Origin of the sequence: Streptomyces sp. NPDC091376, assembly GCF_044757085.1 — a bacterium.
Classification (GTDB): Bacteria; Actinomycetota; Actinomycetes; order Streptomycetales; family Streptomycetaceae; genus Streptomyces; species Streptomyces pratisoli.
In genome coordinates this window covers 18,099-40,539 of the sequence record NZ_JBIVUF010000019.1, presented here as the reverse complement: position 1 = coordinate 40,539, position 22,441 = coordinate 18,099, and the positions used below count along the sequence as shown (strand labels likewise).

Annotated in this window: 18 protein-coding genes; 9 read left to right on the top strand and 9 right to left on the bottom strand. The window is 66.1% G+C overall.

Annotation, left to right across the window (positions count from 1 at the left end; genetic code table 11):
• Positions 1-488: 488 nt before the first annotated feature.
• Together ACIQMR_RS31560 and ACIQMR_RS31555 are read right to left on the bottom strand one after the other, a co-directional pair.
• Positions 489-2,552 (bottom strand): M1 family metallopeptidase, encoded by a 2,064-nt coding sequence (locus ACIQMR_RS31560; protein WP_401394515.1) that lies wholly within the window; start codon positions 2,550-2,552, stop codon positions 489-491.
• Positions 2,553-2,877: 325 nt separating this feature from the next.
• Positions 2,878-4,092, bottom strand: coding sequence for an N-acetylmuramoyl-L-alanine amidase (locus ACIQMR_RS31555; protein WP_401394512.1), 1,215 nt, complete (start codon positions 4,090-4,092; stop codon positions 2,878-2,880).
• 465 nt (positions 4,093-4,557) lie between these two features.
• Here ACIQMR_RS31555 and ACIQMR_RS31550 point away from each other — a divergent pair, with 465 nt between their 5' ends.
• The 7 genes from ACIQMR_RS31550 (at position 4,558) to ACIQMR_RS31520 (ending at position 14,384) form a co-directional block, all read left to right on the top strand.
• Positions 4,558-5,016, top strand: coding sequence for a YbhB/YbcL family Raf kinase inhibitor-like protein (locus tag ACIQMR_RS31550; RefSeq protein WP_401394509.1), 459 nt, complete (start codon positions 4,558-4,560; stop codon positions 5,014-5,016).
• A 32-nt stretch (positions 5,017-5,048) separates the two neighbouring features.
• Complete coding sequence (locus ACIQMR_RS31545) at positions 5,049-7,166, top strand: FUSC family protein (protein ID WP_401394506.1); 2,118 nt, start codon at positions 5,049-5,051, stop codon at positions 7,164-7,166.
• A 793-nt stretch (positions 7,167-7,959) separates the two neighbouring features.
• Positions 7,960-8,103 carry a zinc ribbon domain-containing protein gene (locus ACIQMR_RS31540; protein ID WP_401394503.1) on the top strand — a complete coding sequence of 48 codons (144 nt, stop codon included), beginning with the start codon at positions 7,960-7,962 and terminating at the stop codon, positions 8,101-8,103.
• 307 nt (positions 8,104-8,410) lie between these two features.
• Positions 8,411-8,692, top strand: a complete 282-nt coding sequence (locus tag ACIQMR_RS31535) for a hypothetical protein (RefSeq protein ID WP_401394500.1) — start codon at positions 8,411-8,413, stop codon at positions 8,690-8,692.
• A gap of 135 nt (positions 8,693-8,827) precedes the next feature.
• Positions 8,828-10,240: a purine-cytosine permease family protein gene (locus ACIQMR_RS31530; RefSeq protein ID WP_401394497.1), complete on the top strand. Its 1,413-nt coding sequence runs from the start codon at positions 8,828-8,830 to the stop codon at positions 10,238-10,240.
• Between the two features lie 241 nt (positions 10,241-10,481).
• The gene (locus tag ACIQMR_RS31525) at positions 10,482-13,055 is read left to right on the top strand and encodes a hypothetical protein (RefSeq protein ID WP_401394494.1); all 2,574 of its coding nucleotides are present in this window, start codon (positions 10,482-10,484) and stop codon (positions 13,053-13,055) included.
• A 750-nt stretch (positions 13,056-13,805) separates the two neighbouring features.
• Complete coding sequence (locus ACIQMR_RS31520; protein ID WP_401394491.1) at positions 13,806-14,384, top strand: SRPBCC domain-containing protein; 579 nt, start codon at positions 13,806-13,808, stop codon at positions 14,382-14,384.
• 454 nt (positions 14,385-14,838) lie between these two features.
• On the opposite strand, the gene ACIQMR_RS31515 is transcribed toward ACIQMR_RS31520, so the two are convergent.
• From ACIQMR_RS31515 to ACIQMR_RS31485, 7 genes are all read right to left on the bottom strand, one after another.
• Positions 14,839-16,341 (bottom strand): class I adenylate-forming enzyme family protein, encoded by a 1,503-nt coding sequence (locus ACIQMR_RS31515; protein WP_401394488.1) that lies wholly within the window; start codon positions 16,339-16,341, stop codon positions 14,839-14,841.
• Between the two features lie 71 nt (positions 16,342-16,412).
• Positions 16,413-16,733: a hypothetical protein gene (locus ACIQMR_RS31510; protein WP_401394485.1), complete on the bottom strand. Its 321-nt coding sequence runs from the start codon at positions 16,731-16,733 to the stop codon at positions 16,413-16,415.
• Positions 16,734-16,779: 46 nt separating this feature from the next.
• Positions 16,780-17,763: a D-2-hydroxyacid dehydrogenase gene (locus ACIQMR_RS31505; protein WP_401394482.1), complete on the bottom strand. Its 984-nt coding sequence runs from the start codon at positions 17,761-17,763 to the stop codon at positions 16,780-16,782.
• Positions 17,763-18,575, bottom strand: a complete 813-nt coding sequence (locus ACIQMR_RS31500) for a thiamine pyrophosphate-dependent enzyme (RefSeq protein ID WP_401394480.1) — start codon at positions 18,573-18,575, stop codon at positions 17,763-17,765. Before ACIQMR_RS31500 ends, ACIQMR_RS31505 begins: the two co-directional genes overlap by 1 nt.
• Positions 18,572-19,672: a hypothetical protein gene (locus ACIQMR_RS31495; RefSeq protein WP_401394477.1), complete on the bottom strand. Its 1,101-nt coding sequence runs from the start codon at positions 19,670-19,672 to the stop codon at positions 18,572-18,574. The genes ACIQMR_RS31500 and ACIQMR_RS31495 overlap by 4 nt, the downstream gene beginning before the upstream one ends.
• Positions 19,669-19,899 (bottom strand): 4Fe-4S dicluster domain-containing protein, encoded by a 231-nt coding sequence (locus ACIQMR_RS31490; RefSeq protein ID WP_401394474.1) that lies wholly within the window; start codon positions 19,897-19,899, stop codon positions 19,669-19,671. The genes ACIQMR_RS31495 and ACIQMR_RS31490 overlap by 4 nt, the downstream gene beginning before the upstream one ends.
• Complete coding sequence (locus ACIQMR_RS31485; protein ID WP_401394471.1) at positions 19,896-20,486, bottom strand: 2-oxoacid:acceptor oxidoreductase family protein; 591 nt, start codon at positions 20,484-20,486, stop codon at positions 19,896-19,898. The genes ACIQMR_RS31490 and ACIQMR_RS31485 overlap by 4 nt, the downstream gene beginning before the upstream one ends.
• 119 nt (positions 20,487-20,605) lie before the next feature.
• Here ACIQMR_RS31485 and ACIQMR_RS31480 point away from each other — a divergent pair, with 119 nt between their 5' ends.
• The gene (locus ACIQMR_RS31480) at positions 20,606-21,265 is read left to right on the top strand and encodes a TetR/AcrR family transcriptional regulator (RefSeq protein ID WP_401394468.1); all 660 of its coding nucleotides are present in this window, start codon (positions 20,606-20,608) and stop codon (positions 21,263-21,265) included.
• Positions 21,266-21,900: 635 nt separating this feature from the next.
• The coding region (locus ACIQMR_RS31475; RefSeq protein WP_401394465.1) for a beta-propeller fold lactonase family protein at positions 21,901-22,441 on the top strand (541 nt) is incomplete at its 3' end.

Below are 22,441 nucleotides of genomic sequence, written 5' to 3'. Positions count from 1 at the left end.
CGATGGACGCACCTCCCACTACCAACAAGGAATAGTGCTCCCGCGAGGGCTCACGGACCACGAGCCCGCCCGGAGTAGGGAAGGCGGCGCAGGTGTCGCGTTCCACGGAGCGACGTGGACCTGCGCGACCGCGTACGGAAAGCCGAGGCAATCGCTCCGCGGGTCGTTTCGGGCGGGAGCTTGGCTGCGTGCAGGGGGTGTCGAACGAATGGTCGTCGCGCCCCCTGTGCGCAGTCGAGGAATCGGTTGCGCTTGGACTGGTCCATCAGGTCATGGCGTGAGTTTCCCCAAGTCGAGATCCATCCGTTGATCTTGCGTGGGTATCCCCGGCTTCAGCCGGGGATACCCACGCAAGATCAACGGATGGAGCCAGAGATCAGGGCAGACCGAGCTGGGCAGACAGGACCAAGCTTCCAGCCTGGCCTACGCGGCAGACATGAGGCCCACTCCAACGGCTGTCGTCGGCTCGGCCGGGGGACGGCGGGCCGTCAGTGCCCAGCGCTCCCCGAGAGGATTTTTGCGATCTCGTTGTTCCTGGCTTGGCTGTCCTGGGAGTCCTTGGCTGCCGGCGGGGTGACCTTCCAGTCCGGGTGGTGCGGCATAGGAGGCGTCTTCGTCCCCTTCAGCCACGCATCGAGGAAGGCCTTCATACCTTGTCCAGGGGCCACACGGCTGGCGACAGCGATGTAATCGTCGGTCGTGGCCGACTTGTCCTTGTACGTTTCGAGGAAGGTACGTTCGATGCGCCGGAAGGCCGTCTCGCCCACCTTTTCCCGAAGTGCGTAGAGTGCGAGGGGGCCGCCGAGGTAGGCCTGGTTGCTGCTGAGGGACTCCTGCGTCGGAGCGGCGACCGGACCGTACTCCTGACGGTAGAGGTCTCCGTCTTCGTACACGGCTTTCATCGCGGCTTCCATACTGTCGCTCTTGCCGTCGTTGGTCGACCATCCGTTCGCAAACCGGTAGAGCAAGGCGTAGTAGTTGGCGTGGCCCTCGCTGAGCCAGTTGTCCGCCCAAGTCGCGGGCGTGACACTGACTCCGAACCACGAGTGCACCAGTTCGTGCATCATGTGCGACGCCACCATGGGAACCGGCTGCTCGGCAAGGTAGGACGGGTCGTAGATGGTGAGAGTCTGCGTCTCCAGACCGGAGAACCCGAAAGGCTTCGGGCTGTCCGTGGCGAGCGGCATGATCCCGTACGTTTCCACGGGAAACGGCCCCAGCTCCTTCACGGCCCACTTCATCTGCTGCGGGGTCAGCGCGAGGATCTTGAACTTTCCTTTCTCCCCGCGTGGCACGACGTCGCGTATCGGCACACCATCGGTCTTCCCGAGATCTTCTTTCCGATACGGGCCGACTGCGATCTGAGCCAGCTCGGTGGCCATCGGGTGATGGGCCCGGTACGTGTACGTCGTGTACCCGGCACGGGTGACAGGTTTGCCCACGGGCAACCCGTTGGCGATTCCGACGTAGCCGCTCCGGTCGGGCACCGTTACGTGGAAGGTGAACCACGCCTTGTCCGAGGGCACGTCGTTGCAGGGGAAGACCGTGTGAGCCGCAGCGGGCTGTGCCGCCACGGCGAAGCCGTGCGTCGTGTCCGCCCAGCCGGTGACCGTGCCCGCTTCACGCGGATTGACCAGGTAGTGAACGTCCACCGACATGCGCGTACCGGACGCCACCGGGCGGGAAGGCGAAAGGGTGAGCTTTCCGCCGTGCAGACGAAAGCGTGCGGGCTTGCCGTTGACCTTTACGGAGGCCATGTTCATGCCGTAGGCGTCCAAGTCGAAGGTGCGCAGTCGCTCCGATGCGGTGGCAGTGACCAATGTATCCGCGTGGACCGGGGTGCGCTTGTCCTGCGGCGCATAGCGGAAGGACAAGTCGTAACTGTTGACGCGGTACCCGGCGTTTCCGAGGCTCGGGAAGACCGAATCGCTGCTGGACGACTTCACCGACGCCGCCTGGGCGACAGCAGGGGCGGCAAGAGTGGTAGCCAGGACTACGGCCACCGTCGCGGCCATTCTCGAGTGGTGTCGCTTCATGGTGGCTTCTCTTCGAAGGGAGGGCAGGTGCTGCTCGCTGCTCGCTGCTCGCTGCGGAGCCAACGTCACTGATTCCAGCGGAACCTCAGCGTAGGAAGCGGTGACCAGGCTCGACACAGACGATCGGTGGAGCCCAAGGCGGAACACCCCCGGGCCGATCGAGGGTCTCTGCATCACCGATCGGGCAACTTCCCGACGCCGAATCGAGCCGACCGGCTGTCGATAGGTACGGCGGTGCCCGCCGCGCAACCACCGGCGGCGGTAGCTGCAGCCTGCGTTGTCGCGGGCGCCCCGGTCGTCGTCCGGGGCGAGGATGGACCGGCGGAGTGTGATGTCGTGGACCATGTCGTCGGGGTGCTCGGACCCGCCCGGCGCAGACGTTGCGGGCAGGAGCGTCGAGCTGTACCTGTTCGGGCTGTCGAAGGGTCCGGCGGGCGTCGACAGGCCGGTCGGCAGCAGGGTCTGGATGATCCGGACCTGGTCGTCGTGGATGTCATTGGCCCGGTCGGCGCCCACGCCGTACCGGGGATCCGGAGGCGATACCTGCGCAACGGGCGTGAGGAGAGGTTCCGGCGCTGGTAGTCGAGCACGCGTGCTCCACGGCTGGCCTGTCGGCGGATGCTGTGCCTGGCAGTAGCAGACCTGCAAATGACCAGAGGGGGTGCCACCGATCCGGTGGCACCCCCGTCCACGCCGCTGAGCCTCAAGTGGCCCGTTTCGCAGGTATCCCCTCCGGCCCTCGAAGGTGCGGGCATACCGATTTGGGCAGCCAGAACCGAGCTTCCATCTGGCCTACTTGGGGTGTGAGGCCGCCCGCAGAGGTCTGCGGGACCCGGACGTTCTAACCGAGTCGTTCGGCGACCTGCTTGCGCAGGCCGGGGAGCATCTCGTAGAGCTTGCCGCCCGGGCAGGCCGTGACGTTCACGTCCTTGTGGCTGGAGATGACGGGAACAACGAGGACCGTGTCCTTCGGGTGCGGGTTGGTGCCGCCTCCGCCGGTCGAGACGAGCTGCGTGGCCCCTTCCGGGTTCAGCTTGTACTGGCCGACCTTCCAGGCGAGCAGATCGGCGAGGCTCTTGACCATGGCGTCGCTCGGCTTGGGGTCGGGGCCAGTGTCCTCGCCGCCCTCGCTGTTGTTCGGTTCGAAGTTGCCGAGCATCGCGACACCAAAGGTGTTGGTGTTGAAGCCTGCTGCGTGGCCGCCGAGGATGCCGGGAATTACGGTGCCGGGCTGCATTTCGATGGAGCCCTTTCGGCCTTCCCAGATACCCCCAAAGCGGTCGACGATGAAGTGGTACGGAGAATCGCCGTAACCGAGGTTCTTGATGTGGTGGACGTAGATGCCGTTGATGATCTGCGGCACCTGCTCCTGGGTGTAGGAGTTGTTCCCCGTCACGGTGTGGTGCACCAGGGCAGACTTGATGGAAGGCTGCGTCTTGTACCCGGGATCGGCCAGGGTCTCGTCTGCGCCCCAGTCCTTACGCAGCTTCACGTCCGGCTGTCCGGCCTGTGCCGACTGCGGCTGAGGAGCCGGAGAGGAGACGACGGAGCCCTGAGCCGGATTGATGAAGGACAGTCGTAGGTCCTGCGGCAGGCTGCCCGTCGGAGAGATGAAGCGAACCTCCACGCCGTCCGCATCCTCCGTGTAGAAGGCGGGTGCGCCGGCCCGCTTCGCTTCCTCGGCCACGCCCTCGTCAAGCTCAAGAGGAATGTGCCGCCATGACACCCAGGCGCCGTTCCGGTGGATCCGCGCTTCTGCGACGAGCCCCTCGTCGAGGGTGGAGTCCTTCTTCCAGCTGAGTCCGATCGACGAGAATCGCTTCCCGGCGATCTCACCGGTGGAGAACACCTTCTCGGTCTGCGCCGCCGTCTTCGCCGACAGCGCGCCGGAGGGCTTGCCGCTGCCGTCGGTGAGCGTGGCGTCCTCGACCTGAGAGGAGTCCTCTACCTGCACCTCGATCGCCGTTGCCGCAGTGCTGGTACCTGCGGCGGCCAGAGGCGCGGTCAGTGAGATCACGCCGAGTGCGATCGCGGGGAGTTTCTTGCGAATGGTCATGGAATTCCCTGTGCTGCGGCCTTACCCCAAGCCGCAGCCGAGGTGGCGCGCGTCTGGCCCGGTCATCGTCCGCGCCAGGCTCGCATTCCTGAGAGCCTCTCCTCTTCAGATCAGCGGTGGGTTCGGTGGATGAAGTCCTACTCCCCTGATTGGTTCCGCTCGCCTGATCCTCGACCCTCTGAAGCATCCGGCCTGACGATCCAACCCATCGAGGGAGGGAATCTCTCCGTTCTCCGCGCGTCCGGTCGGTCACTGGTTCGATCGCCACGCCTGCCCAGCCCTTCCGGCCTTGCCGGCAGTAAATGCGTTCACCTCGCCCCAGCGGCCGGAGTGGTCCGCCGCAGGTCGCGATGATCACGGTAGAGGCCCTGCCGCAGCAATTCCGGTGTCTACCGTGGCGGGAGTTGTGGGTCGTCAGGGCGTGGCAGTGGTCCGCTAAAAGGAGAAATGGCGCAGTATGTCTCTATGAGGATTGCGAGTCCGTCGTTCCAGGACGGTGGCTGGATCCCTGTCGAGCACTCAGTGGACGGTGCCGAGTCCCAGGTGCCGCTGGAGTTCGACGAGGTGCCGGTGGGGGCGGTGACCCTGGCGCTGGTGGTGCATGATCCGGACGTGCCGCGGGAGAGACGGCCGGACGGGAACTTCGACCACTGGGTGGTGTGGAACGTTCCCGCCGGGCAGCGCCGCCTGTCCGAAGCCGACGAGAAGCTGGGCGTGGTGGGGGTCACCACGAGGGGTACGAACACCTGGATCGGTCCGGCCCCGCCGCCCGGTGACCGCCCGCACCGGTACTTCTTCACCCTCTACGCACTGGACGCCGTCCTGGAACTGCCACCCTCCGCGGGGCGTGCGGAACTCGAAGCGGCCATGGAAGGCCATGTCCTGGAGCGGGCTGTGCTGATGGGCCGGTTCCAGCGGGGTTGAGAAGGCTCCGAGGTCGGACCTGGCTGTCCGGCTTGTTCGCTCCCGCCGAGGGCAGCAAGCCCGCGGCCGGAGCGGGGCTGGTCAACGGGGTGGCCGTGGGCCTGCCCCTGCTGGCGGGTGTGTTGGCCGGTGATCCCGAGGCCGGGTCGCTGGCGTGCCTGGGTGCTTATGTGGGCGCGTTCACCAACAAGGGCGGTCCCCGACGGCAGCGGACGGCGGGACTGGCGGTGGCGGGTGTCGTCAACGCGCTCGCGTTCTGGGCCGGGGAACTGGCTACTGGGCTGTTCCTGCTTGCTCTTGCCCTGCTGATGGTGCTGGTCTTCCTCGCAGCCATGGGCGAGGCGGTGCACGGGACGGTGGCCCGACTGGGCACCATGCCGGCCACCGCCCTGCTGGCCGGAGCCGGCCAGAGCAGCTCCGGGCCGTCGGACGGCACACTGCGCGCCGCGCTTCTCGTACTGGCCGGTGGCCTCTGGTACGCCGCCGCTACCGGCGTGCTCGCCCCCGCCCCACGCCTGCGCAGCGTCCTGGCTGCCGCAGCCGAGCCCTACCGGGAGGCCGGCCGTCGCCTCATCTGGATTGCTGCCGGCTCCGGCCGGGACGGTAGCGGCGCGAGCATGGTTCCCGCGTTGCGCAGGGCAGAGCGGACTGCTCTGACGCTGCGCGGCCCGGGAGGCGATGAAGGCCTGGCGGCCCGGGTCGATCCGTTGCTGCACCAGGCGGTTCTGCTGGCCGACCTCACTGCGGCACTGGCCCAGACCGGCCCTCCGCCGCTGCCCGTCCGGCGGCAGTTCACCGTCGCCGCCCAGGCACTGGCCGACCACCTCTGCCAGACCGCGCGCCGGCTCGCCCGTCCGGGCCACGCGGCCCCTGCGCCGGACACGACCCGGGGGCTGAAGGATCTCGCTCTCGCCTGCGACGCCCTGCGTTCACGGACAGCCCTCGGCCAGGAGCCGTACACGCTGATCGCCAGAGCAGGGCGCCAACGCAGGCTCCTGGAACGCATCCACACCGCTGCCCGCATCGCGCACCGGCGAACCGGAGCTCTGGCAGCGATCGCTTCCACACCGCTCCATCCGGCCCCACCGCGCAAGATCGGCTTCGACGCGGCACGCCTGCGCGCCGCGATGACGCTCAGCTCCTCCGCCTACCGCCACGCCCTGCGCGTCACGGCCGTCTGCGCCGTCGTCTTCGCCCTGGTCACGGCCACGGGCCTTCCGCACGGAGAGTGGGCAACCCTTGCCGTCCTGCGAGTCCTGCGTCCCCAGTACGGCACCACCCTCGAACGAGCCGGACAACGCATCGTCGGCAACCTGATCGGCGGCACCTGTGCCGCACTCCTCATCGCGGGCATCAAAGACCCCGCGGTTCTCGCCGTCCTACTCTTCGCGATCATCAGCGCAGGGTTCGCCCTCAGACCCGTCAACTACGCGTTCTGGGTCGTCTTCGGCACCCCACTGGTGCTGCTGATCGGCGACGTCGCCCAGAGCGGCGACTGGGCATCAGCCCTCGAACGCATCGCCATGACCGTTCTCGGCAGCGCCGCCGCACTCCTGGGCGGCTACCTCCTGTGGCCTGCCTGGGACCACGACCGCCTCACCCAGCACACCACCCAGGCAACACAAACCGCCGCCACCTACCTGGACGCAGCCCTTCACCTGCTCACCGACCCCAAAGCACCCCCCGCAGACCATGTCCGTCGCGCAGCGGAAGACACCCTCGCCAAGGCCCAGGCCACACGGCAACACGCCAACAGGGAACCCGGCCGCAACACCGAAGCCCTCGCCGACGTTTCCACCACCCTCACCACACTGGCCTCACTCATCGAACACATCGGGGCCCTGACCGCACACGCCACACCACGCGCCACGCTCATCCCCGGCCTTGCCGACTACCGCACGCACGCCCGCGCAGCCATGACCGCATCACAGCCCGACGGGCAGGACGCGCACACGCAAGCCCTGACCGACACCCTCGACGCCATGCGCCTCTACCTCGCACAGCTTCACACCCAGCGCCTCGACGAGCTGCCCAGGCACCAGAGGGACGACACCCGGACACGCAGCGCGGTCCGTGACAACGAACCCGTCATCGGACTCCTCACGAACATTGCAGCGTGCATCACGCAGATCACCCACTCCATGCGGTGAGGACGCCGCCCCGCCCCGTAGAAGGCAGCACTCTTCCAGCCGGTGCTACGGCCCGTTCGGCGGAGAACACCAGCCATCAGCGGGACACCGCCACAACGCCGCGATCGCGTGCTGCCCGCTACCCCCTCAAGCGGCCAGCCGCTTATGGCTGCGCCCACAGCCGCAGCACTGGTGGGGGCACAGGCACAGCACGACGGAGGAGGGGCCTCGGACCCACCGGGGCAGGGGTCGACGGCGCTCGGCGTGCTCCTGACCGGGAGCCTGTAGCGCGATGGCCTGGCTGCGCGAAGGTGCGGCAGCGGGCCGGGATGCCCCAGGCCAAGCGGAAGCACGATGCGCTGCTGTCGCTGAACTACACGCGGCGCGGATTCCGGCTCAAGAACGGCCGGCTGCACCTGGCGGCCGGTATCGCCGTGACCGTCGTGTGTGGTCCCGCGAACTGTCTTCGGCTTCTACGCCGGTGCGGACAGGACCACCACCACGTCCGACGTCCACGACCTGCCGTACGCCAAGTACGGGGAGACGGTCGCACGGAATTCGGCGAAGTATCAGCGGATGATGGCCCGGCGTCGACGTCGAAGAATCGGCGCAAGACCACCGGATACCGCAAGTGACACCGGACGCACGGGGGAGGGGCCAAGCGAGTGGTCCACGACGTCGACCACCTCGCGATGGAAGACTTCCACCGCGAGGTTCCTGACACAGACCAGCATGGCCCTGCACAGCCGCCGATGCCGCGATCGCAGCAACCAAGACCGCACTGGTCGAAACGGCCCGCCAGCACGGGCGTGCCGTGCACCTGGTCCATCCCGCGCACACCACGATGGACTGCGCGCAGTGCGGAGCGAGAGCCAAGCACGCACCCCCCGCTCGCCGAGAGGCGTACACGTGTACCGCGTGCGGAGCGGTGTCCCCCAGGAACAAGAACTCCGTGTGATGTCCTCCAGCTATCGCTGGGAGGTACCCCTACGTCCGGGCTGGTCTCAACCTTGGACGGTGCTGATCTTGCAAGGCCCTGCCCGTCGCTGACGATCAGGCCAAGTGAGCGAGAATCCCGTTTCGTTCCTTTCGGGAGGGGAGGCGCCAACCCGATCAGAGGCCAAGTCGAAGAAGTTCAATCAGGCGTCTCTTACGGGCAGCGGTCAGGCCCAAAGTGCATCGCGCCTGCCTGAAATGCTCTGGATTCATTGCCGAAGCTCTTGTTAGTAGTAATGGGCACGAGTCCACTCGCACGAGGATTTCCCATGGAACCCACGACCGCACCTCGCCCTCTGGACCCGATACCCCACACAGGAGGAGATGAAGAGTTTGCCGATCTTGCCGGCACCGAAGTCATCTCCAACACGAGGGAGAGCGGGCACCCTCTTGTGGATCATACCTTCAAGTATCTCGGCTATACCGATGCCGCAGAAAATCTGCTGCACGCCGCCCAAGTGGACACCGCGGTTTCCATGGGTGGAGGTCCCTCGGGCCACTTCGCAACGGCGAGTGACGTGGCACCCGCTCTCCGAATGTCGTCGAGGTGAAGAGGTGAAGGTCGAGAAACAGACGGTTCCTCTACGTCAGTGTCGGTGCAGCGTGAGTTGGGTCAACGGCCGGGCAGCCTGCGAAGAGAGGCTACCGACATGCCGGTCCAACGCGCCTCTGGGGAACCACTCGTGATGGAACGACGCACCATTGAGGTCATTCCGGACGCCGAGCGGTACGGCACGCCGCGCAGCCAGTTCACACTCTGGTTCGGCGCCAACATGCAGGTCACCGCCATCGTCGACGGCGCGCTGGCAGTCGTCTTCGGCGCCGACGCGCTCTGGGCGATACTCGCGCTGCTGATCGGCAACGTGCTCGGTGGCATCGTGATGGCGCTGCACGCCGCCCAAGGGCCGCGGCTTGGCGTACCACAGATGATCTCCAGCCGCGCACAGTTCGGCGTCTACGGTGCAGTTCTGCCCCTGTCGCTGGTGATCCTCATGTACATGGGCTTCGCCGCGACCGGCAGCGTGCTGGCCGGGCAGGCGGTGTCCGAGATGCTGCACCTCGACAACAGCGACGCCGGGATCCTGATCTTCGGCGCGCTGACCGCCGTGATCGCCATTACCGGCTATCGACTCATCCACATCGCCGGCCGCGTCGCCAGCGTCGTCGGTGTGCTTGGACTCGGCTACCTGATGGTGCGGGTGTTCACGCAGTACGACGTCGGCGCGCATGTCGGCAATAGAGGCTTCGAGGCGGCGACGTTCTTGCTCGCTGTTGGCCTGGGCGCCGGATGGCAGCTGACCTTCGGGCCGTACGTCGCCGACTACTCGCGCTACCTGCCACGCAGCGCCAGCACGCGCGCGACGTTCTGGTCGACGTTCGCCGGCTCCGTGGTCGGTTCTCAGTTGGCCATGATGCTCGGCGCGCTCACCGCCGCTGTCGCGGGCAATGCCTTCCTGTCCGACCAAGTTGGCTTCCTTGGGGACTTGGCTGGACCGGCGTTTGCCGCGCTCCTCATCTACCTGGTGATCGCCGTCGGCAAGTTGGCCGTCAACTGCCTCAACGCGTACGGCGGCCTCATGTCGATCCTGACCACCGTCACCGCTTTCGACGGCCGGTCTCGCATCTCGGCCGCAGCCCGCGCCGGCTACATCGTCGGCTTCATCGCGGTGTCGATGGCTATCGCGCTGGCTGCGAGCGACGACTTCCTGACAAACTTCAAGAACTTCGTGCTCCTGCTCCTGATGGTGTTCACCCCCTGGAGCGCGATCAACCTTGTCGACTATTACCTGGTCTCCCGTGAACGCGTCGACATCCCCGCCCTGTACGACCCGGACGGCCGCTACGGTCGTTGGAGCATCCCTGCCCTGACCTGCTATGTCGTCGGCGTCGCCGTGCAGATCCCGTTCCTGGCCACCAAGATGTACACCGGTGCGATCACCAAGCAGCTCGACGGCGCTGACATCTCGTGGATCGTCGGCCTGATCGTCACCGCAGTCCTGTACTGGCTGTGGGCGCGGCGCACCGCCAACCCGCCCGCCCGGACTGTCCACCCGGCTGAGGCCGGGCATGGTGACCTGGCTGCGAAGTCAGCCACTTGAGCAGGTCACGCCACCAGCGCGGCGGCGATGAGACCGGGCGCTGTTCGGTCCGCCTCGGCCCGTGCTTCGTCTAAATGCGAACCGAAGAGCACTCCGGTGAGATCAGAACGAACCATGAGCGCCTCATCGCACATCTCGAGTCTGAAACGGCCCCGGTGTCCGGCCCGTCGTCTCTTCCCTGACTGCGACGACTGAGCAGGCATTAAGTCCATCAATACGCAATCTCCGAGAGGAAAATAGCATGGAGGCCACTCCAATCAAGCCTGTTCGCCACTCCAGCCCTCCCTCCATCGCCGTCGGTGGCCATGAGTGGATAAAGAGTGACTCGTTGAACAAGGCCTGGAGCTTCTATGAAGCCGACGCTTTCCCTGCTTTTCATATTTCGGTTGAGAACAAGTCGGGTCGAGCGCATGCGTCACCGCGCGGGGGAGTCCTCGAAGGGAAAAGTCTCCATGTCTACGAGCTGGGGAATGTAGTCAACTACGTATCGTTTGCTTTGCGTGTACAGGTTGACGAATGGCTGCAGAACGCAGATCAGATGAGAGTGGTTTGCGGTGGATTTCGCACTGCTTGGCCCGGGGCGATGGACGACATGCACGCTCAGTATGCGCAAGAACTCCAAAAGTATCATGAATTGCGTAATGAAAACAGAGAAGATGGCATGTCTGAGGAGGGCTACAAAAAATGGGCTCGAGAAGTAAGGGCCTCGAGAAATAGGTTGGACGAAGCTGCAGCCGGTGATGTCTGTGAAATCCAGGTGGACAGCCCTGGACTCTGGCTGGTCAGCCCCGAGAGGGGGCATCTCTGCTACGCAGTGCCTGCCTCCCATTTCGTCACGGCAAAAATCGGTGACCTATGGACTGATAGCGCTATCGACCTGGCCGGCAGTGGTAATGGATTCTTTCTTGCGACGAAAGGTAAGGTAGTATACGTCTGCTTGGAAAGCAGGTTGAAGAAAAAGGTGAACAAGCGAGACAGGTTGATTCTAAAGCTACCCCAAGCGGATATTTCCTGCGGCCTTCTTCGCACCCCTGGCATCAACTACAGGGTGAGTGCCAGTGAGATCAAGCTTCTCATGACCAGTTCCAGGAATGTGGACGTCGAGAAAAATGGTCACCACTGCTTCAGGGTCGAGATAGGTGGCGAGACGTACGTAGTCCGCCCTGACGGTGGTGGACTTGGACTCACCACCGATGAAGCCTGGCGGGAATCCATCGCAAAGCTGCCTGAAGCAGAAATGGCGAACTCATTCGTCGAAACATCGGAAGGGAAAACCTACCTATGGAAAGGAGCATTTCCTCCCGAACCTGAAGATCTGGCCGCAGCCCACCACAAGGTCATGACATCCGACGGAATGTTTGTTGCCGATCTCGGTGACACGAAATATTTCACCACGGTCAAAGATGTCAGTAGAAAGAGAGATATGTGGCTGCGATCGCTGCCGCGGGCGAAAGGCGAGCTTCTTCCCCATGGAACGCTGGTCCTGAAGCTCAAAGGTGCGGAATATGTCGTGGCGCGAGGATGTAAAGACCAGTTTATAGAAGCGGCGAGTGGCACTGCCACGGGAACTCCGGGGAGCTTCTCCTACGGCATTGGCAGCAACAAGCTGATAGCCATCAATCCTGTACATCTAGCCCGCTATATGATGAAAAAGGAGAAGTGGGAAGGGATCATCAGAAAGCCAGGCCGCAAGGCCACGCTGGTCAAGGGGCACGTAGTCACCCCCGAGGGCGTGAAGTTCAAAGTCATCAAGCTGCCGGAATATGACGTCTCGTATCGCGGCGAATACTACACCCTTGTACAAGGCGAAGAGACACTGATCATCGACCCGTACCAGCAGACGCAACATTTCAAGACCGGCAAGGTGGAACTTCCCGAAGATCGCGGCAGATGGATGCACAGTCTCCCAGTGGGAGTCATTGATTCGACAGCAGCGACGGCGTCCGTAGCAATCGACGGCGTAACCCGAAGATATAAAATGCATCCTAGTTCCTGGAACAGGATAGCTGACGTGGCGGATAAAATTCCGATAGGCACCCCGAACTGCTTCGTGCTGAGATCTCTTTTCGACGTGAAAAGCTTTATTGGGCCAATTCGCTTGGACAGTTCAGAACTATGCTCTGTCGATGAATGGGATAAATGGATAAAGGGCCTCCCTCTGGCCAGGAAGGTTCCAGACATTCCACGCTCTCTCTATATCTACGGCACAGGAGCCGAAGCGATGTGCATCGAAGTCGAGTGGGATGTCTATAAGTCGCCCATGGTCGGCACGGAAAACTGCCTCGTGGTGGAAGATGAAGAACTTTCTCCCCTGGCTGTCGGGAGTGACTACATGCAGGTGTACGACTTAAATGCCGATGAATTTATCGCAGAATTTGGTCCCCAAGTATGGGATAGCATTCGTGAGCTCGCAGGGATGAACACCCCGGTGCCCCAATCCGCGCCACAAGAGTACCGTTTCGACATCCAGTACCTGGCCCTGCACAATTCGTACGTCCTCTCCGGTGCGGAAACCTCCGCACCGCCCCTGCCTGATTTGACGGTGGATTCCCCTCACGGAGAGATCCCGGCATACCGCGCCGGGGATCAATTTGTCATCTCAGGAGACAGTGCCTATTACGACGAGGCGAATCTGGGTGCGCTAGCGTCTGAAAACGGTTGGTGTGATTTCTTCATCCGCAAGATTAATGACGGTGACGGAAAATTCCTGCTTCGGATCAGGAACTACAGTGGTTCTCGGGAACAAGTAGAGGAGTATCTCGCATACTTGGGTCAATTGTTCGACATCGTGCTCAGAGTGGAGTTCGTCGACTGACAGTGATTATGTCCGCGGTGACGCCGCCTGCATTCGGTTGCGTCCTGAGAAGTGGTGTACGGGTTCTCACTCGGTCCAGGCGTTCGTCCCGGCGTTGGAGTGAGAGCCCGGATACAAGGACGGCCACCAGCCGACCCGTGGAAGCCGATGCCCTCTGCAAGCCGAGTACGGGCAGGTCAGCGCCGAACGCGTCATCCACCGCAGCGGCTACTGCCCGCGCCGAGTGGGACACCCGCGCCGGCACCGTCGAACTCGCCGACCCCGAACCCCGGACCGGTAGCCGCTTGCGGCAAGTCTTCCAGGCCACCCCGCTATTGGAGCCTCGGGCCGGCCAGCTCGATGGCAGTGGTGTGGCCGACAACGTGCGAAGACATGCCGTAGCCCTCTCGCCCAGGCCGAAGTGAAGCCTCCTGTTGACAGCGTTGCGAATCAGCCGTCGGAACGGGCGGGCGCCCGCTGGTCACCGGCAACCGCTCCTGTGCGCCGCGACCACATGACGGACCGAGCGCACCGACCACCGTTGTCCCGGAGCCCACCCCTCGGTGCGGAAGCACCTCGCCCCGTCGTGCTGTGGCCTTATTCGTCCTCTTGACGGAGGTGGCTTGCTCGCACGATCTTGCCATAGTAATGGCACGCGGCAGAGCCCATCAGCATGGCAACACACGCCCACCAACGTCACTTCGGGAACCGGCGACGCCGAGCTGTGTCAGTCGACGATGATCCACCCGTATGAAAGGGAGGACACCTACGATGCGCCGTATTGCAACTGCACTCACCACACTCACCCTTCTGGTGCTGTTACCGGCCCAGGCAACTGGTGCCGAGGCCCGCATGGCAGAGCCGACACCCAGGGACCCTGGCAAACATTCCATCGTCTACCGTGAACAGCGCGTCATCAACGCCGACGCTGCCCGTGTTTGGACCTTACTGGTCGACTTGCCCGGCTACGCACGATGGAACCCATGGGTGATCCGCGCGGACGGCTTAGCTTCCCCAGGCGCCACTGTCAACGTGGATGTAGTACTCGGGGGCCACGTCCTGCCCGCTACGCACACAATTCTTGTCACAGACCCCTACACACGCTTCTGCTGGCGCGACGCCGGCTGGAATGCCCTCTTCGTCTACGGACAACGCTGCCGGACTTTGCAGGTCCAGCCGGACGGACGCACTCTCTACACCAGTGAGTTGCTGTTGGATGGAGTACTCACCGCTGTCGCCGATCGCGTTCTTGGACAGGCCATGCGCGATGGCATGGCCGCGGAGGCTACCGCGCTGAAGGACCACGCCGAGACTCCCGTCTCGAACAGCCTGCCGGCGACGGCACCTTAGTCACCTGTGCCGCGACCAGTCGGCAGCTGTCTCGCACAACGCCGGGTCGGTGGTGCGGACGGGGCCGCGATTCGTGCGGTGATCCTGCGGTATGGAGAACTGGATGATCATTCAGGAGTCGTGGCCGCCTGGCAGATTGATCCCAATATTTGCACGACAGAAGCGGCTTGCAACACCAAGTGAAAATGCCCTGCGTTCGTCACCGCCCAGCATCGATGGATACCGACGGACGGTGGAGTCCCAGTGCGGCGCTCGGGTCCGCAGGAGGTGGCTGTTGCCGAGTTGGTCCGCGTCGCCCTCGCGGGGCGGTCGGGGAGTGACTCCCGGCACGCGAAGAACGACTGCGGCCTGTACCGGCACGAAGCCTACGTTGGCTGCCCCTCGACGGATTCGCCTTCGAGGGCTGTTCGACCCCGAACAAACACTGCTGCTCGACAACAACCAGGACCAGCAGTCAAGTTGACCCGTCCGCCGCCGCGATCCGCTGCGCGAGTAGCCGGCGCCTGACCTGGCCGGTGGCTGGCGTACGGGGCAGCTCGTCGACGATGCGGAGCATGCGTGGGTGCTTGTGGCCGGCCAGCCTGCCGTTGAGGTGGCGCCGCAGTTCTCGCAGGCTCGGCGGACGTGCGGGGTCACTTGGCACGACGACCGCACAGACGACCTCGCCCCACGCCGGATCCGGCAGGCCGACGACGGCGGCTTCGGCCACGGCTGGATGGTCCGCGAGCCAGGTCTCCACTTCGCCGGGGAAGACGGTCTCGCCGCCGGTGCGGATCAGCTCACCGAGCCGTCCGGTGAGGGTGATGCGCCCTGCGGTGTCGATCTCCGCTAGGTCGCCGGTGCGATACCAGCCGTTGTCGAAGGCCGCAGCGGTGGCGGCTGGGTCGTCGAAGTAGCCGGTGAAGAGCAGCGGGCCGCGTACCTGCAGTTCCCCGTCGGAGCTCCTGCGTACCTCCATCGACGTACCGGGTACGCCGATGGAGTTCGGGAACTCGCGCAGGTCGTCGCCGTCGAGCGCGGCGACGTTGCCCGTTTCGGTTGAGCCGTAGAAGACGCGCAGGTGGGCGTGTGGTGCGGCGGTCCGGATGGCGTCGAGGAAGGCGGCGGTGACGGCGGACGTCCCCGTGTCGGCGAAACGCAGCGTGGCCAGCGCCGCATGGTCGCCGTCCAGCACCCGCTGCCAGACAGCGGGCACGCAGTAGAGCCGGGTCGCCCGGTGGGCCCGGACGGCCGCTCGGATGGCCTGCCCGTCTGCGCGGTCCAGGTACACCACTGTGTCGCGTGCCTGCCACTGCTGCAGGGAGATCGTCCAGGCCGCCATGTGGAACAGGGGGAAGGAGCAGACTGCGGCGCCGCGCGGTTCGAGCTGTGATCCCGGGTGCGACCTCAGGAAGCTGACGCGGTGGGAGAGCACGGTGGCCTTCGGCCGGCCGGTTGAGCCTGAGGAGAAGAACAGGCAGTGCGGGTCGGTCTCCAGGAGGCCGGCCGCGGCGTGCGGATCCGTGTCCGGCGCTGCGGTCGGTCTGTGTGTCTCTGCCTTTGCTGCGACCACGGCCCTCAGGTCCCGCACGGGGACGCCGATCGCGGCGCGGAGCCGTGCGATGTCGGCCGCTGTCCGTCCGGCTGTGATGATGAGCGCCGGGCGGACCGCGGCGGCGAGTTCGGCGGCCTCGTTGATGCCGAGCGTTCCGGCGACGGGTGCGTAGAGTGCGCCGAGTTTGGCAAGCGCGGCGAAGAGAGGGACTGCGTCGAGGGTGGTGTCTGCCCAGCAGACGACGCGCTCACCGCGCCGCACAGCGAGTCCCCGCAGGGTGCGGGCGACCCTGTCGGCGCCGGTTTCGACCTCGGCGAAGGTGAGCGATCGGTCGCCGAGCACGGCCGCCGTGCGGTGCGGCACGGCCCGTGCGGCGTTGGTGAAGACGTCGCCGATCAGCAACTGGTGCACGGGTACGGGCATGAGAACAGGCCTCCTGCGAGCGGCGTCCGGCGCCTGACGGCCGCGTGGCGGCGGCCTTCGGGCCGCGCGGCTCAGTCCTTCAGCTCGATGATGATCTCGTGGTAGTCGCGCTCCCCGGTGTTCACCGCCGTCTCCACGCCACCGCGGGTGACATAGATCGCGGCGCCGGGCACCACCTGGGCCTCCAGGAAGTCCCGGTAGGGGCCCTCGGTGTCGGGCTCGGGCCGTACCGCGATCCGGTCGCCGGAGATCTGCACCAGGATGTTGTCGAGTTCGTGTCGGTGGACGTCGCTGTGCTCGCCTGCTGCGAGCCGCAACTCCCAGATCCGTACCCGCTCGTTGTCGAACAGGATCTTGCTGCCGATGCGTCCGAGCGCGCGCTTTTCGTCCACAGTCCGCTCCCGTCGTGTCCGTGCCGGTCCCGGTCGCCGGTATCGATCAGTACCCGATCGTCGTGTCAACTTCGTTGATGAGCCTTTCGCCCGCGAGGTACCGGGCAAGGTTCTGGCGCAGGAGTTGGAAGACTCCGGTGAAGTGCGCACCCGCGGCGGAAGCCGAGTGCGCCGAGATGGCCAGGTTCGGCGCGTGCCACAGAGGGCTCGCGGCCGGCAGCGGTTCGAGGCGCGCGACATCGATCGCAGCCCCGCCGAGCTGCCCCGACCGCAAGGCGTCCACCATGGCTTCCTCCACGACGCACGAGCCGCGGCCTACGTTGCAGAAGAACGCTCCCGCCGGCATCGCGGCGAACGCGGCCTCGTCCATCATGTCGATGGTCTGCGGAGTCTCCGGCAGCGCCGCGACCACCGCGTCGCACTCGGCCAGCATCGAGCGCAGCCCGTTGGGGCCGTACAGCGTATCGACGTGCGGCATGGGGCGTTCGGCGCTGCGTCGCACCGCCGACACGCGCATGCCGAAGGCGCGGGCACGCACCGCGACCTCGGTGCCGATCGCGCCGAGGCCGAGCACGCCGATGGCGCGGCCGGCCAACGGCTCGCCGTAGTACGGGGTCCAGCGTTCCTCGCGCTGCGCCCGGTCCAGTTCGGCGAAGCGCTTGAAGTGCCCGAGGACGCGCGCGAAGGCGAACTCTGCGACGGGCACGGCGTTCACTCCGGACGCGGTGGACAGCCGGATGCCGCGGGCGTGGAGATCCGCGGGCAGCAGGTGGCCGACACCTGCGCCGATGGCCTGGACCCAGCGCAGCCGGGGCGCGGTCGACAGGAGATCGGGCGGCAGGTGCAGCCCGACGAGGATGTCGAGGCGGGCCAGCACCCGGGCGGTGGTGGCGCCGGGTGGGCATCGGATCACCTCGATGCGCGGGTCGACCGCCCGAAGTGCAGCGACGTCCCGCTCGATCACGTCGGCGGCCCGCTGATCCCATCGCGACGGGTAGGCAAGACCGAGGATGACCGTGGAGCGCTCCATCACCCCCTCACGCCCTTCCTGCCTGCCGGGTCTTTGAGCACGCCCATGGAGTGCACCGCCGCATGGTGCTCGGCCAGGTAGACGGGGGCCTGCGTCGTCTCCACGAACCAGCCGGTCGGGCACATGGTGAGGATCTCGACGAAGGTGAAGCCGGACTCCTGTGCCCGCAGTGCTCTCAGGACCATCCTCTTGGTGCGGTGCACGTTCACCGCGGTATCGACCGCGCCACGTGCGACATACACGGCCCCTTCCATCTGGGCGATCAGGTTCGCGAGCCGGATCGGATGGCCGTGCCGGGCGCTGTCGCGGCCTTCGAGGGTGTTCTTCGTGCGCTGGCCGAGCACGGTCGTGGCCGTCATATGGCCGCCGGTCTCGCCGAACACGCCGTTGTTGAGCATGAAGCAGGTGATCCGCTCACCGCGGGCGGCCGCGTGCAGTACCTCCTGCAGGCCCTCGTCGGCCATGTCGCCGTCGCCCTGCACCGTCAGTACGGTCAGATCGGGCTGGCTCCGCTTCACGCCGGTGGCCACCGAAGGGGCCCGCCCGTGCAGTGCCTGGACGACCTCGATGTCGAGGTTGTTGGAGAAGGCCGTGGAGCAGCCGATCCCGAACACGGCGACGCAGGAGGCAGTGCGGCCGAGTTCCGCGACGGCTTCCACGACGGCGCGCATCGCGACCGGCTCGCCGCAGCCCGGGCACAGCTGATGGGCCCCGATGTCGACCAGGTCGGGCGTGAAGTCGTGGACGAGTTTCGCGCCGCAGGCCGGGGGAGCGTCCGTGGGGACAATGGGTAGGGCTTTACGTCCGGTCATGGCGTCACCTCCGTGATCCGCTCCCGCAGCACCCGCACGTCCAGATCCGGTGCGACACCGAAGCCCGAGGGGTCCATCGAGAGCCCGCCGATGAATTCGACGGGCAGCGCACCGTTCACCGCGAGCTGCACGTCCTGAACCGCCTGGCCGGTGTTGTTCTCGTACACCGCGACGGCACGCGCGCCCCTCACGAGCCGTGCGATCTCGGCGTACGGGAAGGGAACCAGCGTCATGGGCCGCACGAATCCGATGCGAGCACCTGCGGAACGCAGTTCGCGCACGGCGGCGCGCAGGTACGTGGCCGGGGTGCCGTAGCCGACGACCACGAGGTCGGCGTCGTCGAGGAACATGGACTCCACCCGGGGCGGGAGCGCACGCAGCATCGCCTTGGTCCGCTCGGCGCAGGCACGGTAGTGGACAGCGAGGTCGTAGCCGGCCTGGCCGCCAAGGCCGTCGCGTTGCTTGACCGTGCCGAGCGGGGAGAGCAGCTTCGCGCGGCCGGTGCCCCCGCTGCGGCCGTCCAGCGCCCACTCGGGGCGCGGGAAGCCTCCTTGCGATGCCGGCTCCTGCGGCCCCGGGACCGCCACCGACTGGTGCGTGTGCGCGAGGTAGTAGTCGCCCAGGATCATGACCGGGGTACGCCATGCCTGAGCCCACTCGAAAGCGAGCGAGACATGCGCGACCGCCTCGGCAATGTCTGATGGCGCGAGCACGGGCAGCCGGTAGTCGCCGTGGCCCCCGCCGCGGGTGGTCTGGAAGTAGTCGCCCTGGCCGCGAGCCATGTTCAGCACGACTAGGGGCAGCCGCGCGAGCGTCATTTCCGCCAGTGCCTCCTGCATGAGCGAGAGCCCCTGGCCGGTCGAGCCGGTGGCGGCGCGTGTACCGGTTGCTGCCGCTCCCCAGCACATACCGATCGCCTCGAGCTCGCTCTCCGCGTTCATGCAGACGCCCCCGGCCTCGGGTAGGCGCACTGCCATCGACTCCAGGACTGGCGTGAACGGCGTCATCGGGTAGCCGGCGAAGAACCGGCAGCCCGCGGCGACCATCGCCGACGCTAGTGCGTCGGAGCCGGCCAGCAGCCGAGCGGGCCCGCTCATCGGGAGTCCGCCCGCTGGTCGTAGCGGTACACCTGGAAGACGAAGTCGGGGCAGATCGCCGTGCAGGCTGTGCAGGCGATGCAGCCGGGCAGCAGCTGCGGATACCGGTGTCCCCGGCTGTTCACCTGATCGTCGGTCATCACCAGGACCGACGGCGGGCAGGCGTCGATGCACAGCTCGCAGCCCTTGCACGCCTCGACGTCGATGACGAGCGTGCCGCGGCTCATGCGACCGCCTTCGGCCAAGCCGGCACGTACGCCGCAGTCGTGTGGCCGAAGCCGGCTCGCACGGCCCGCTCGTTCACGGCCAGCAGGCGGCTGCGGTAGGGCGGCAGAACATCGGGCAGGGCGGCCACCATGTCGTCGATCCCGACGATGCCGGTGCCGCGGACATACGCGCCGAGAGCGACGAGAGTCGCTGCAGCCACCGCCCCCAGCTCGTCCGCGATGCCCGTGGCCGGGACCTCCAGCACCCGGATCCCACCAGGCCACGGACGGGCGGTGCAGAGCGTGCTGTTGACCACTGCCAGACCACCGGGCCTGACGCGCTCGACAACCGTTTCGGCATACGCCTCGTGCATGACCAGGCACGACCACGCACGGGAGACCGTCGGCGGGCCCTCAATCGCGCGATCACCCGCGATCAACGTGGCCTCGGTATTACCGCCGCGCATCATTCCGCCGTAGCTGCCGAACATCGAGACAGCGAACCCGGCACTCGTCAGCGCCTGGGCGAGCAGCCTGGCCCCGAGCTGGATGCCCTGCCCGCCGATGCCGGTCATCAGCAGTTCCCGCTCCACCAGTTCCTCCTCCACCCCGTATCAGACACCTGACACTCTGTCAGAACGACGTTCTCAGAATAGGAACGACCGTTCCACAGCACCAGACGCTGTGGCACGATTTCTCACACACGGCAGAGAAGGCGGGAGGACACATGGCCGACAGGACGCCGGATCTCGTGGAACGTGCGGTCGCCCGGCCGCTCGCCAGACGCTACGAGACCTCGGCAGACGAAGTGCAACGGCTGATCGAAGCCACCTACACGGTGATCGAGCGAACCGGATCACTGGACCCCACGGTGCGCGACATCCTCCGCCAGTCCGGACTGTCCAACCAGGTGTTCTACCGGCACTTCCGATCCAAAGACGACCTCCTCATCGCGATGCTCGACCACGGCCGCCGGCAGATGGCGGACCACCTGCGCCACCGAATGTCCCTGGCCGCAAACCCGCTCGACGCGGCCCGAGCCTGGATCGAAGGGGTACTCGCCCAGGCCACCGACCGGCGCGCGGCCGCCAGGACCCGCCCCTTCCTGGCCCACATCGACCGGCTCGCGGCACGCTTCCCCGACGAGCAACGCGCCTCCGAGCAAGCCATGATCCAGCCACTGGCCTCCGCACTCCGCGAGACTGCCGCCACCGGCCTACTCACCAGCCCCGGCGAGGCCGCCGACTACGACCGCGACGCGCGCACCGTCTACCTGCTCACCATCGCGGTCCTCCACGACCACCTGCGCACCGGCACGCGGCCGGACTCGACGCAGACGGACCACCTGGTGCGGTTTACACTCACCGGCCTCGGTGCCAGCCACTGACTGCTCTGACGGTGCGCCGAACAGCCTCGGCCTGAAGCCGCTCGCGCGCGGCACTCCGCCCATCCGCTCCCGCCACAGCCCCGCCGTCGGCACCCTGCCCTGCTTGGCAAACGGTTACCCAAGGTCAAGGCCACGCCCTCAAGGCAAACGAAGACCTCACTGCGTGACACACGCTGCCGCCGCCCGCGTGCGGCGTCCTTGCGGAACTCCACCCGGGTACGGACCGCCCCCTCACCTCGCCCCACTCCCCAGCCAGTTTGACGACCCCGCTTGATCGCTCCCGCCAAACGCTGGAGGACTGTCGCCCGGGAGGGAGCCTCAGGACGGGTGTCACCTGTTCGCGCAGGCGTCACTGTGAGAGGCGGCGCTAGGGGGTGCAGAGAATCGGACGGGACGCAGGACACCCCGGGCACGAGGTGCAGCGGTGGCGCGCTGTGCTGTCGTCCGGTGCGCCGTGTCCGCCTTGAGCGGGCGGATGTCGTGTGACGACCTGTCGTGGCGCCGCCCCCGACTTCGTCTTGGAGGAATGTGTGACTACCTGTCATGTCCAGACACGCACGAGATCCGGAGATACCGTCTCCCGACCCCTGAAGCGGCACCTGCGAGGGCCGTGGTGCTGGGCCGGACTCCGTGCCGTGGTCGCCGGCCTCGTCCTCGTGGCTGGGCTCGCCTTGCCGGTACTCGCCCCGCAGCCCGCACACGCAGTCCCGCCCGGCACCTACGCCTACGTCACTAACAACAATGGTGATTCGGTGTCGGTGATCGATACCTCGACGAATACCGTCACCGCCACCATTCCTGTCGGCGACGGCCCAAACGGGGTGGCAGTGACCCCGGACGGCGCCTTCGCCTACGTCCCCAACTTCAATGGTGATTCGGTGTCGGTGATCGACACCTCCACCGACACCGTCACCGCCACCGTCCCCGTCGGCGACGGCCCATTCTGGGCGGCGGTGACCCCGGACGGCGCCTTCGTCTACGTCACCAACTTCAACGGCGGGACGGTGTCGGTGATCGATACCTCGACGAATACCGTCACCGCCACCGTCCCCGTCGGAAACGGCCCAAACGGGGTGGCGGTGACCCCGGACGGCGCCTTCGTCTACGTCACCAACTTCAACGGCGGGACGGTGTCGGTGATCGATACCTCGACGAATACCGTCACCGCCACCGTCC

Bases quoted from the DNA above. Each gene is read 5' to 3' on its own strand.
- ACIQMR_RS31555 (WP_401394512.1), bottom strand. From the start codon at position 4,092: ATGACCATTCGCAAGAAACTCCCCGCGATCGCACTCGGCGTGATCTCA.
- ACIQMR_RS31550 (WP_401394509.1), top strand. From the start codon at position 4,558: ATGAGGATTGCGAGTCCGTCGTTCCAGGACGGTGGCTGGATCCCTGTC.
- ACIQMR_RS31535 (WP_401394500.1), top strand. From the start codon at position 8,411: ATGGAACCCACGACCGCACCTCGCCCTCTGGACCCGATACCCCACACA.
- ACIQMR_RS31530 (WP_401394497.1), top strand. From the start codon at position 8,828: ATGGAACGACGCACCATTGAGGTCATTCCGGACGCCGAGCGGTACGGC.
- ACIQMR_RS31525 (WP_401394494.1), top strand. From the start codon at position 10,482: ATGGAGGCCACTCCAATCAAGCCTGTTCGCCACTCCAGCCCTCCCTCC.
- ACIQMR_RS31520 (WP_401394491.1), top strand. From the start codon at position 13,806: ATGCGCCGTATTGCAACTGCACTCACCACACTCACCCTTCTGGTGCTG.
- ACIQMR_RS31515 (WP_401394488.1), bottom strand. From the start codon at position 16,341: ATGCCCGTACCCGTGCACCAGTTGCTGATCGGCGACGTCTTCACCAAC.
- ACIQMR_RS31505 (WP_401394482.1), bottom strand. From the start codon at position 17,763: ATGGAGCGCTCCACGGTCATCCTCGGTCTTGCCTACCCGTCGCGATGG.
- ACIQMR_RS31500 (WP_401394480.1), bottom strand. From the start codon at position 18,575: ATGACCGGACGTAAAGCCCTACCCATTGTCCCCACGGACGCTCCCCCG.
- ACIQMR_RS31495 (WP_401394477.1), bottom strand. From the start codon at position 19,672: ATGAGCGGGCCCGCTCGGCTGCTGGCCGGCTCCGACGCACTAGCGTCG.
- ACIQMR_RS31490 (WP_401394474.1), bottom strand. From the start codon at position 19,899: ATGAGCCGCGGCACGCTCGTCATCGACGTCGAGGCGTGCAAGGGCTGC.
- ACIQMR_RS31480 (WP_401394468.1), top strand. From the start codon at position 20,606: ATGGCCGACAGGACGCCGGATCTCGTGGAACGTGCGGTCGCCCGGCCG.